The sequence below is a fragment of the Rhizobacter sp. P2_H3 genome, from assembly GCF_056403355.1.
Genome location: NZ_JBFUFQ010000210.1, coordinates 1 through 10,094 on the forward strand (window position 1 = coordinate 1; position 10,094 = coordinate 10,094).

Here is a 10,094-nt window from a genome sequence, read left to right on the forward strand (position 1 = left end):
CGCCGGGCACGTCGAGCTGCACCGGCTCGGCACCGGTGGCGAGCAGCAGCGCGCCGAACGGCCGCGGCGCGCCACCGGCGAGCCGCAGCCGGCGCGCGGCGACGTCGATCGCGTCGACGCGCGTGTCCAGCAGCAGCTCGATGCGGCGTTCGGCGTACCAGTCGCCGGGCCGCAGCGGCATCCAGTCGGCCTCGGCCGTGCCGGCCAGGAAGTCCTTCGACAGGTTCGGCCGGTCGCAGGGGGGATCGGTGTCGGCACTGAGGATCGCCAGGCGCCCCTCGTAGCCTTCGCGCCGCAGCGTGTCGGCCGCGGCCAGCCCGGCCGCACCGCCGCCGACGATGACCACGTCGTCGAGCGCACCCGGGGATGCCTCGCGGCGCGAACGTGGCGCGGCGACGATGCGCTCGCGGGCGAACACCTGGCCGTCGCGCTGCTCGACGCGCCAGCAGGGCAGGTCGTCCAGCGCCGGCGCGCAGAGCGCCGCGCCGCTGCGGATGTCGAACTGCGCGTGGTGCATCGGGCAGTGCAGCACGTGGCCGTCGAGCAGGCCGTCGGCCAGTGCCGCGTGGTAGTGGGTGCATTGCCCGCCGATCGCGTAGACCGCATCGCCCTGGCGCAGCAGCAGCGCGTCTTCGCCGTCGATCTGCCCGGCCAGCATCGCGCCGTCGGCGATGCGCTCGAGCGGGATGCCGGCCTTCAGGTCGGGCTGCCGGTCGGGCTGAAAAGGTGTGTCGGTCATGGCACGCTCCGGTGGGTTGCGGCAAACATCGTTGCACAAATGGCGGTGACAATGTCGCCGCACCATGAGCGACATCCCGCGGCCCGATCCCGACGTCCTGCTGGCCCAGCTGCGCGACGATGCGCAGCGTGCCACGCGCGGCCGGCTGCGCATCTACTTCGGCTCGTCGGCCGGCGTCGGCAAGACCTGCGCGATGCTGGCGGCCGCGCGCAAGATGCAGTCCGACGGCGTCGACGTGCTGGCCGGGGTCGTCGAGACGCATGGCCGCAGCGAGACCGCGGCGCTGCTCGACGGCCTGCCGGTGCTGCCTGCGAAGACGGTCGACCACCGCGGCCGGCAGCTCGCGGAGTTCGATCTCGACGGCGCACTGGCGCGCCGGCCGGCGCTGGTGCTGGTCGACGAGCTGGCGCATTCGAACCTCGCCGGCTCGCGCCACCCGAAGCGCTGGCAGGACGTCGAGGAGCTGCTGGCCGCCGGCATCGACGTCTACAGCACGCTGAACGTGCAGCACCTGGAGAGCCTGAACGACGTGGTCGGCGGCATCACCGGGATCGTCGTGCACGAGACCCTGCCCGACACCTTCTTCGACCGGGCCGACGAGATCGTGATGGTCGACACGCCGGCCGACGAGCTGATCGAGCGGCTGAAGGCCGGCAAGGTCTACCTGCCGGCGCAGGCCGAGCGCGCCGCGAAGAACTTCTTCCGCAAGGGCAACCTGATGGCGCTGCGCGAGCTGGCGCTGCGCCGCACCGCCGACCGGGTGGAAGACGACGTGCAGGCCTACCGCAGCGACCGCGCGATCGCGCAGGTCTGGAAGACCGAGGGCGCGCTGCTGTGCTGCATCGGCCCGCAGCCGGGCGCCGAGCAGGTGGTGCGCAGCACCGCGCGGCTCGCGCAGCAGCTGGCCGTCAGCTGGCATGCGGTCTATGTCGAGACGCCGGCCCTGCAGCGGCTGCCCGGCGCGCGCCGCGAGGGCATCCTGCAGGCCGTCAAGCTGGCACAGGCGCTGGGCGCGCGCAGCGCGGTGCTGTCGGGCCAGGATGTCGCCGAGGTGCTGGTCGCGCATGCGCGGCAGCACAACCTGTCGAAGCTGGTGATGGGCTCGGGCAACCCGCGCTGGTGGTGGCCGGCGCGCGGCATGGGCCAGGCGGTGGCGCGCCTCGCGCCGGACATCGACCGCATCGAGCTCGGCGCCGCACCGCGCGCCCGGCCGGCGCCCGTGCCGGCAACGCAGCCCGAAGCCGAAGCAAGCATGGTCCCGCCGCTGCGCCGCTACGCGCTGGCCGTGGCCGCCTGCGCCGCGACCGCGCTGGTCACGCACGGGCTGGTGCCGTACTTCGACCTCGCGAACATCGTGATGGTGTTCCTGCTGTCGGTGGTCTGCATCGCGGTCGGGCTGGGCCGCGGCCCGGCGGTGCTGGCGGCGTTCGTCAACGTCGCGGCCTTCGACTACTTCTTCGTCGTGCCGCGGCTGTCGTTCGCGGTGTCCGACGCGCAGTACCTGCTGACCTTCGCGATCATGCTGATCGTCGGTCTGGTGACCGGGCAGCTGACCGCCGGCCTGCGTTTCCAGGTGCGCGTCGCAACGCACCGCGAGGCCCGCTCGCGCGCCCTGTTCGAGGCCGCCCGCGACCTGTCGAACACGCTGACGCGCGAGCACGCGGTCGAGGTGGCGCAAGCCGTCATCGCGCGCGAGTTCCGCGCCGGCGTCGCGGTCTTCGGGCTCGACCTCGACGAGCGGCTGCAATCGCCGCAGCCGTTCGCCGCGGGGCTCGACCTCGGCACCGCGCAATGGGTGCTCGACCACCACCAGCCGGCCGGCCTCGGCACCGACACGCTGCCCGGCAGCGCCTGGCTCTACCTGCCGCTGAAGGCGACGGTGCGTTCGCGCGGCGTGCTGGCGGTGCAGCCGCAGCAGCCGCGCCTGCTGCTGGTGCCGGAGCAGCGCCGCCAGCTGGAGACCTTCGCCGCGCTGGCGGCGATGGCGCTGGAGCGGGTGCACTACATCGAGGTCGCGCAGCACGCGACGGTGCAGATGGAATCCGAGCGGCTGCGCAATTCGCTGCTCGCGGCGCTGTCGCACGACCTGCGCACGCCGCTGGCTGCGCTGGTCGCCACCGCCGAGCTGCTGGCCGCGAGCCAGCCGCCGCTGTCGCCGCGCCAGCGCGAGCTCGCCGCCGGCCTCGGCGACAAGTCGCGCCGCCTGGCCGACATGGTGACCAACCTGCTCGACATGGCGCGCATCCAGAGCGGCGAGATCCGGCTGCGCATCGAGTGGCAGTCGGTCGAGGAGCTGATCGGCGGGGCGGTGGCGGCCTCGCACGACGCGCTCGGCGCGCGGCCGCTCGCGATCCGCATCGAGCCCGGCGTGTCGCTGGTGGAATGCGATGCGGTGCTGATCGAGCGCGTGCTGGTCAACCTGCTGGAGAACGCCGGCAAGTACACGCCGCCCGATGCGCCGGTCGAGATCCTCGCGCGGGCGGAGGGCGGCGAGCTGCTCGTCAGCGTGCGCGACCACGGCCCCGGCGTCGCGCCCGGCCAGGAGGAGCGGATCTTCGAGAAGTTCACCCGCGGCCAGACTGAATCGGCGACGCCGGGCGTCGGCCTCGGGCTGGCGATCTGCCGTGCCATCGTCGAGGCGCACCGCGGGCGCATCCGCGTCGAGCCCGCGCCCGCGCAGCGGCCGGGATCGGGCGCGACCTTCACCTTCAGCCTGCCGCTCGGTACGCCGCCGGCACTCGACCAGGAGACCTGATGTCCACCCCGCTGCCGACCGCCCTGGTGCTCGAGGACGAGCGCGAGATCCGCCAGTTCGTCCGCCTCTCGTTGGAGGGCGAGGGCTGGCAGGTGTTCGAGGCCGGCACCGTGAAGCAGGGGCTGATCGAAGCCGGCACGCGGCGCCCCGACCTGGTGATCGCCGACCTCGGCCTGCCCGACGGCGACGGCGTCGACTTCATCCGCCAGCTGCGCACCTGGTCGGGCGTGCCGGTCATCGTGCTGTCGGCGCGCACGCAGGAGAGCGAAAAGGTGGCGGCGCTCGATGCCGGGGCCGACGACTTCATCACCAAGCCGTTCGGCGTGGCCGAGCTGCTCGCGCGCACGCGTGCCAACCTGCGCCGCATGCGGGCCGGGCGGGCACCGGCCGACGCGGTGTTCCACTTCGGCGATGTCGAGGTCGACCAGGCGGCGCGCCTGGTGCGCCGGCGCGGCGCCGAGGTGCACCTGACGCCGATCGAGTACCGGCTGCTCGGCGTGCTGATCGCCAACGCCGGCCGGGTGCTGACGCACCCGTACCTGCTGCGCGAGGTGTGGGGGCCGGGGCATGCGCAGAGCACGCACTACCTGCGCGTCTACATGGGCAACCTGCGGCAGAAGCTCGAGGCCGACTCGGCGCAGCCGCGCCACATCCTCACCGAGACCGGGGTCGGCTACCGGCTGCTGGTGGAGTGAGCGTGCGCGCCAGGCCGAAGCGCCCTGGGTGACATCCCGCCCTGGGTGACATCCATCACCCAGGCCCCTTCGCAGCCATCGCGCGACACGCTTTTCCGGCGATCGAGCGGGCGTGCCTTGAGAACAATTCACTCTCATCGCAACCCCACGGATCACGCACCATGCATGTCGCCCGTCCCTCCGCCGACCTGTCGGCCCGCTCCCTCCCGAAGCCTGCCGCCACGCCGCCCGCGGGTGCCACCGGTGGATTCGGTTCCAGCCTGAAGCCGGCAGCCACTCCGGCGGCAGATGCTGCCGAGGCTGCGCCGGCCGCAGCCGCCTCGGTGCCGCCGAAGCCCGACCTGGCGAGCTCGCTCTCGACGGTGTCGCTCGCCGCCGCCACCACGCCGCGTCAGACCGCCTGAGATGGCGCACGCAGCTTCGATCGGCGCGGGCGCTTCCACGGCGCACGCGGCCCCGGCCGCGTCGTCGGCCCGCGCACCGACGGCACCGGCAGCCGCCGGCGCCAGCACCGGCAGCACCAGCGTCTCGCTCAGCCATGAAGGCCAGGCGCGGGTCGACAACGATGCGGGAGGCTCGCCCGACGCGCTCGACGCCGCGCAGGTGGTCGCCCACCTCGCGCTCGCGGCGCTCGGCGAGCCCGACGGGCTGGTCGGCGACGCGGTGCAGGTGGCGGCTGGCTATGCGGCGCAGGCCGGGCTCGAGCTGGCCGGCCGCATCGACGAGATCGTCTGAGGCCGCGATGCACATCCGCCTTGCCGCGCTGGCGGCTGCCTGCCTGGCCCTGAGCGCCTGTTCGATCCTGAGCCCGGTGCCCACCTGGGAGCTGGTGAAGGCCACCGGCAGCGCCACCTCGCTCGCGATCGGCCGCTCGCCGTCGCATGCGATCAACACCGTCCACTACGGCGATGCGCCGGTAAAGCGGCTGTGCATCGAGTTCAACCGCAACGCGCCGTTGCCCGACCTGGTGCCGGCGCTGCAGGCCGAGTTGCGCGGCATCGGCGTCGCGAGCCGCGTCTACGAGGCCGGTGCCGGTGCGGACGACTGCGAGGTCTGGCTGCGCTACGCGGCGACGGTGGACTGGGAGACGCCGCCGTTCGGCGAAGTGGCCCGGCCCTACCTGAGCGCGGCCTCGATGAGCCTGCAGCGATCGGGTGGCGCGCTGCTCGCGAGCAGCGGCTACAGCGTCGACGACGCCGGCTTCGGCGCCAGCAAGTGGGCCACGACAAGAACCAAGCTCGCACCGGTGGTGCGGGCACTCATCCAAGGATTCGAATGAAACCCCCGAAGTACGCGGTACGTGGTGCGGCAGCGACGTGTGTGCTGGCGCTGGGTGCCTGTGCGAGCCCGCCGCCGAGCCTGGTGCCAGGCCCGGTGAGCGCCGCGCCGCCGCTGGCGCCGATGTTCATCGAGCGCCGCAGCAACGGCGCCATCTACCAGCCGCAGCTCGAATCGACCGCGCTGTTCTCGGGCGAGCGCCGGCCGCAGGCGGTGGGCGACACGATGAAGGTCGACATCTCCGAGAGCCTGAAGGCCTCGCAGAAGCGCGCCACCGACACCAGCCGCGACAACAAGCAGGCGGTCAAGGGACCGGGGAATGGTGCGAAGGACGGCGGGCTGTTCGACAAGATCCTGAACGTCGACGCGAGCGCCGGCAGCAGCGATTCGTTCAAGGGCACCGGCAGCACCGAGGTGGCGACCGAGTTCACCGCCCAGCTGACGGTCTCGGTGATCAACGTGCTGCCCAACGGGCACCTGGTGGTGGCCGGCGAGCGGCGCATCGGCGTCAACGGCGGCGCGAGCGCGCTGCGCTTCTCCGGTGTCGTGAACCCGCAGGACATCCGGCTGGGCAACGTCGTCAACTCGCGCGACGTGGCCAATGCCTCGCTGGAAAGCGCCGGCAGCGGCGATGTGTCGGAAGCGGCCTCGCGCAGCTGGCTGCAGCGGGTGATGGCCAAGACGCTGGCGGTGTGGTGATGCAGCAGCACTGGATCGACGAGGCGGTGGAGCAGGTGTTCCGGCGCGGCCAGGCCATCGTGCGGGTCGGCGGCGAGCTGCACGACTGGATGGCGATCCGCCAGGGCGCGGTCAGCCTGCACATCCGCGTGGCCGCGGGCACCGAGGTGGGCGTGGCGGTGCTGTGGGGCGGCGACGTGATCGGCTGGGGCTCGCCGCTCGGGCAGGAGCGCGCGCTGTATGACGTGACGGCGCTGATCGATGTCGTGGCCGTCAAGGTGCCGGCATCGACGGTGCGGGCGGCACGCGATGCCGGCCGCAGTGGCGATGGCGGGCCGGGCGACGACATCGGCCGGCTGCATTCGGCAACGGCGCTGCGCATGCAGGAGCAACTGGCGCTGCGGCTCGCGGGCGGCGGTTTCCAGCGGCTGGTGAACGTGCTCGCGACCTTCGCGGCGGCGTTCGCGACGACGCAGTCGGGCGCGCGCGGGCCGCACATCGCGCTGCCGGTGTCGCAGGCCTTCATGGGGCAGCTGGCCGGCCTGTCGCGGCGGCAGACCTGGATCTACCTGGGCCAGCTGGCCGACGCGGGCTGGGTGCGCACCGAACGCTCGCAGGTGATGCTGGAGGTGCCGGCGGCCTGGCTGCAGCTGCCGGCCTACGTCGAGCGCGAGGGGCTGGAGTGCATCGCGACGGCCGGCGAGTGCAGCGCCACGCTCGGGCTGCTGTGCCTGGCGGCGGCGTCGGGGCGGCCGGGCGCAGGCGTGGTGTCGACGCGCTGAGCTCGGGTCCTTTCTTGCGTCCTTTCTTGCGTCACTTTGCGGCCTCGATCGCCGCCACCGTGATCGCCCCGTCCACCCGCTCGGCGCGGAACCGCAGCTTGTCGCCCTCGCGCAGGGTGTCCAGCATCTTCGGGTCGGCCAGCCGGCCGAGCATGCCGGCCTCGAAGTGCCCGGGCTGCAGGCAGGCGAAGCGGAACTCGCCGGGCTGCGTGAACTGCCAGACGATCTGGCCGTCGGCGCCCGGCTTCACATGCGCCATGTTCGGGCTGGCATGTTCCATCTCCGGAAACTTCTGCATCAGCGCCGCATGCGCCTGCAGCTCCGCCGGCGTGCCGAGCACCATCTCGTGCAGCTCCATGGTCGGTGCCGCGCTGGGCATCGGGGTCATCGAGCAGAACGCGATGCAGAGGTTGCAGCCGGTGTCGTGGGAGGACGGCGTGGAGGTGGGCTCCGCCTGCGCGTGATGCGAAGCGTGGGAATGTCAAGCGGGGTGGCAAAGGCCTGTCTGGTGCGGCGCTGCTGGCGGGCTCATTGCACGTGATGGCCGCGAACGCAACAAAACGTGTCCGGCATCGAGCACCGCACTGTGGCGCGCAGTTGACAGTTGCCCACCTCTGCGCCACCGAGGCCCGCTTCCGAAAATCGTGACTTCTTGCCGTCGAATTCGCAGATCCGTCAACCGGAGTCGTGACATCGATCACTAGACTTGTACGACAAGTGGAAGCTTCCACACCTACAAGGGAATTCGAATGCACGCATGGAAGAGTCTGCTGGCGCTCGTCGCCAGCGTGGTGGCGCTTGCGCCGGCCCAAGGCCAGATCCGCATCGGCCAGACCGCCGGCTTCACCGGCCCGGTCGCAGCCGGTGTGCGCGACATGACGGCCGGCGCCGCCCTCTACTTCGACACGATCAATGCCCGTGGCGGCATCGACGGCCAGCGCCTCGAGCTGGTGTCGCTCGACGACCAGTTCCAGCCGCCGCTCGCCGCGAAGAACGCGAAGACGCTGGCGGCCGATCCGAAGGTGGTTGCGCTGTTCCTCAGCCGCGGCACGCCGCAGACCCAGGCGATGCTGCCGGTGCTGGAGCAGTCGAAGATCGCGCTGGTCGCGCCGCTCACCGGCGCCGCGGTGCTGCGCAAGCCGGTGCAGCCCTATGTGTTCAACGTGCGCGCGTCGTCGTCGCGCGAGGCMCAGCGTGCGATCGAGCACCTGATGGGGGTGGGTGTGAACCGCATCGCCGTCGTGGTCCCGGAGGACTCGTCGGGGCTCGACGCGATGGCCGGGGCCCGCGCCGGCTTTGAGGCCGGTCACATCACGCCGGTGTTCGCCGGCCAGTTCAACCAGCAGAAGCCCGAGTTCGGACCGACGGTCGAGGCCCTGCAGAAGGCACAGCCGCAGGCGATCCTGTTCGTCGGCTCGGCGCAGGCCGTGGCCGGCGGCACCGCGCAGATCCGCGCGGCGGGCCTGCAGGCGCAGATCGTCACGCTGTCGAACAACGCCTCGAAGGGCTTCATCGACCTGATGAAGTCCAACGCGCACGGCACGATCATCGCGCAGGTGTTTCCGAACGAGCGGGCGATCTCGTCGCCGCTGATCAAGGAGGTGCTGGAGTTCGCGAAGGCGGCGCACGTCGAGGACATCACGCCGGCGCTCGTCGAGGGCTTCGCCGACGCGAAGGTGCTGGTCGAGGCGATCCGCCGCGCCGGCCGCGCGCCGAACCGCAACTCGGTGCTGGCCGCGCTCAACGGCATGTCGGCCTACGACCTCGGCGGCCTGCGCATCAACTACAGCCCGAGCGACCACACCGGGCTCGATTTCGTCGATCTGTCGATCGTCGATGCGAGCGGGCGGCTGCGCCGCTGACGCAGCCGGCTCAGCGTCGCAGGATCATCTCGTTGTCGTACGGGACGAAGCCGAGCGCGCGGTAGATCGGCGCACCGTCACTCGACGCAGCCAGGTTGAACACGCGGATGCCTCGCGCATCGCACGAGTCCATCACCCGGTCGAGCAAGGCGCGGGCAAGGCCCTGGCGGCGATGCGCCGCCTCGGTGAATACGTTGACGATGCGCGCCCGGGTGCCGCCGGGCTCGCCGCGTATCGGCCCCCAATCGAGCAACACGGCGCCGGCCCCGGCGATCGGCTGGCCGGCCAGCTCGGCGACGAAGCCGACGTAGGTGCCGCGCTCGATACGCGGCCCGATCCAGTCGGCATAGGCGTCGATGTCGGATTGCGGCTCGCCACGGTAGTAGCGGTGCGCGGCGATCGTCGGTGCGTCACCGACGCGGGCTTCACGGAGGGTCCAGGGCTCGTCGGATGCCGTCATGGCGTTCTTGGTTTCGGCGGGGCAGGGCGTCCGGCGATTGGACCATGGCACCCCATCAGCGCCCGCGCCCCCTGCATCATTCTTCGTCGACGTCGTCCTGTGCCGCCGGGCGGACGACCTTGATGCGGTCGACCTCGAACGCGACGAGGCCTCCATCTCCTGATCCATCCACCATGCCGAATCCGTACTTCTGGAGGTCGAACCGCTTCACGAGGATGCGCTTGGGCAGCTGGCTGCCGTGGAGCGCTCGGGTGTTGCCGGGGCCGCTGTAGAGCTCGAATCCGAAGGATCCCTGCTCGAACCGCGTGCCGTCCAAGGTCATCCCCTCTCCGATGACACTGATCGTGTCTTCGACATTGCTGTTGGAGTTGTTCGAGATGAAGATCTTGACGGTTTCGGATTCGAAGGTGTGGCCGTTGACGTGCATGCGCATGGACTGGGGAATTCCGTCGTACGTGGCACTGCTGGTTTCGCTGGGCTTCGGGGGGGGATCGATGTAGATGGAATCGGTGTCATAGGCAAACGTTCCAGTCACCTTCGCGCCGGTCAGTGCGAGGGGCAGGCTCTGGGTCACGGTACCGGTGAACTTGAACGTGATGACCTCGGCGTGCGCGGCCGCTGCGAGGGACAGGACCGCCAGTGCGGCGAGTTTTGCTTTCAAAGTCATTGAGACTCCTCCTTGATCGGAGGGCCAGCTTAGGGCCGGTGCCAGGGTTCTGAAACCCTCTCAAGGGGGATGGAGGAAGGCGGGCCCGCCTTGCTCTGCGCTGGTCCCGCCGACAGGAATCGAACCTGTATTTGCCGCTTAGGAGGCGGCCGTTCTATCCATTGAACTACGGCGAGCG

General features: G+C 71.2%; 12 protein-coding genes and 1 tRNA gene. 8 read left to right on the forward strand and 5 right to left on the reverse strand.

Translation table 11 applies throughout. From position 1 onward, the window contains the following. Positions 1-739: FAD-dependent oxidoreductase (locus AC1D1T_RS25880; protein WP_477992756.1), on the reverse strand; the 739-nt coding region annotated here is incomplete at its 3' end. Between the two features lie 64 nt (positions 740-803). Here AC1D1T_RS25880 and AC1D1T_RS25885 point away from each other — a divergent pair. The 7 genes from AC1D1T_RS25885 (at position 804) to AC1D1T_RS25915 (ending at position 6,927) form a co-directional block, all read left to right on the forward strand. Then, complete coding sequence (locus AC1D1T_RS25885) at positions 804-3,494, forward strand: DUF4118 domain-containing protein (protein WP_477840019.1); 2,691 nt, start codon at positions 804-806, stop codon at positions 3,492-3,494. Beyond that, positions 3,494-4,189 carry a two-component system response regulator KdpE gene (gene kdpE, locus AC1D1T_RS25890; RefSeq protein WP_047503106.1) on the forward strand — a complete coding sequence of 232 codons (696 nt, stop codon included), beginning with the start codon at positions 3,494-3,496 and terminating at the stop codon, positions 4,187-4,189. The genes AC1D1T_RS25885 and kdpE overlap by 1 nt, the downstream gene beginning before the upstream one ends. Positions 4,190-4,350: 161 nt before the next feature. Further along, complete coding sequence (locus AC1D1T_RS25895) at positions 4,351-4,593, forward strand: hypothetical protein (RefSeq protein ID WP_465113804.1); 243 nt, start codon at positions 4,351-4,353, stop codon at positions 4,591-4,593. A 1-nt stretch (position 4,594) separates the two neighbouring features. Continuing rightward, positions 4,595-4,924, forward strand: a complete 330-nt coding sequence (locus AC1D1T_RS25900) for a hypothetical protein (protein ID WP_047503102.1) — start codon at positions 4,595-4,597, stop codon at positions 4,922-4,924. Positions 4,925-4,931: 7 nt separating this feature from the next. Further along, complete coding sequence (locus AC1D1T_RS25905; protein ID WP_047503100.1) at positions 4,932-5,468, forward strand: hypothetical protein; 537 nt, start codon at positions 4,932-4,934, stop codon at positions 5,466-5,468. Next, positions 5,465-6,166, forward strand: coding sequence for a flagellar basal body L-ring protein FlgH (locus AC1D1T_RS25910; RefSeq protein WP_477992757.1), 702 nt, complete (start codon positions 5,465-5,467; stop codon positions 6,164-6,166). Before AC1D1T_RS25905 ends, AC1D1T_RS25910 begins: the two co-directional genes overlap by 4 nt. Further along, complete coding sequence (locus AC1D1T_RS25915; protein ID WP_047503095.1) at positions 6,166-6,927, forward strand: Crp/Fnr family transcriptional regulator; 762 nt, start codon at positions 6,166-6,168, stop codon at positions 6,925-6,927. The genes AC1D1T_RS25910 and AC1D1T_RS25915 overlap by 1 nt, the downstream gene beginning before the upstream one ends. 31 nt (positions 6,928-6,958) lie before the next feature. On the opposite strand, the gene AC1D1T_RS25920 is transcribed toward AC1D1T_RS25915, so the two are convergent. Continuing rightward, on the reverse strand, positions 6,959-7,315 hold the full coding sequence (locus AC1D1T_RS25920; protein ID WP_477826515.1) for a hypothetical protein: 357 nt from the start codon (positions 7,313-7,315) through the stop codon (positions 6,959-6,961). Positions 7,316-7,676: 361 nt separating this feature from the next. Here AC1D1T_RS25920 and AC1D1T_RS25925 point away from each other — a divergent pair, with 361 nt between their 5' ends. Next, positions 7,677-8,789 carry an ABC transporter substrate-binding protein gene (locus AC1D1T_RS25925; RefSeq protein WP_465113800.1) on the forward strand — a complete coding sequence of 371 codons (1,113 nt, stop codon included), beginning with the start codon at positions 7,677-7,679 and terminating at the stop codon, positions 8,787-8,789. A 10-nt stretch (positions 8,790-8,799) separates the two neighbouring features. Here the strand turns inward: AC1D1T_RS25925 and AC1D1T_RS25930 are convergent, their stop codons facing one another. The 3 genes from AC1D1T_RS25930 to AC1D1T_RS25940 form a co-directional block, all read right to left on the reverse strand. Further along, positions 8,800-9,249 (reverse strand): GNAT family N-acetyltransferase, encoded by a 450-nt coding sequence (locus tag AC1D1T_RS25930; RefSeq protein WP_477826516.1) that lies wholly within the window; start codon positions 9,247-9,249, stop codon positions 8,800-8,802. Between the two features lie 76 nt (positions 9,250-9,325). After that, entirely contained in the window at positions 9,326-9,916 is a 591-nt protein-coding gene (locus AC1D1T_RS25935) for a hypothetical protein (RefSeq protein WP_477826517.1), read from the reverse strand. 101 nt (positions 9,917-10,017) lie between these two features. After that, positions 10,018-10,092: transfer RNA gene (locus AC1D1T_RS25940), tRNA-Arg, on the reverse strand. Between the last annotated feature and the right edge of the window lie 2 nt (positions 10,093-10,094).

Excerpts from the sequence above, each read along its gene's own strand:
- AC1D1T_RS25885 (WP_477840019.1), top strand. The coding sequence starts at position 804 with ATGAGCGACATCCCGCGGCCCGATCCCGACGTCCTGCTGGCCCAGCTG.
- kdpE (WP_047503106.1), top strand. The coding sequence starts at position 3,494 with ATGTCCACCCCGCTGCCGACCGCCCTGGTGCTCGAGGACGAGCGCGAG.
- AC1D1T_RS25895 (WP_465113804.1), top strand. The coding sequence starts at position 4,351 with ATGCATGTCGCCCGTCCCTCCGCCGACCTGTCGGCCCGCTCCCTCCCG.
- AC1D1T_RS25900 (WP_047503102.1), top strand. The coding sequence starts at position 4,595 with ATGGCGCACGCAGCTTCGATCGGCGCGGGCGCTTCCACGGCGCACGCG.
- AC1D1T_RS25905 (WP_047503100.1), top strand. The coding sequence starts at position 4,932 with ATGCACATCCGCCTTGCCGCGCTGGCGGCTGCCTGCCTGGCCCTGAGC.
- AC1D1T_RS25910 (WP_477992757.1), top strand. The coding sequence starts at position 5,465 with ATGAAACCCCCGAAGTACGCGGTACGTGGTGCGGCAGCGACGTGTGTG.
- AC1D1T_RS25915 (WP_047503095.1), top strand. The coding sequence starts at position 6,166 with ATGCAGCAGCACTGGATCGACGAGGCGGTGGAGCAGGTGTTCCGGCGC.
- AC1D1T_RS25920 (WP_477826515.1), bottom strand. The coding sequence starts at position 7,315 with ATGACCCCGATGCCCAGCGCGGCACCGACCATGGAGCTGCACGAGATG.
- AC1D1T_RS25930 (WP_477826516.1), bottom strand. The coding sequence starts at position 9,249 with ATGACGGCATCCGACGAGCCCTGGACCCTCCGTGAAGCCCGCGTCGGT.
- AC1D1T_RS25935 (WP_477826517.1), bottom strand. The coding sequence starts at position 9,916 with ATGACTTTGAAAGCAAAACTCGCCGCACTGGCGGTCCTGTCCCTCGCA.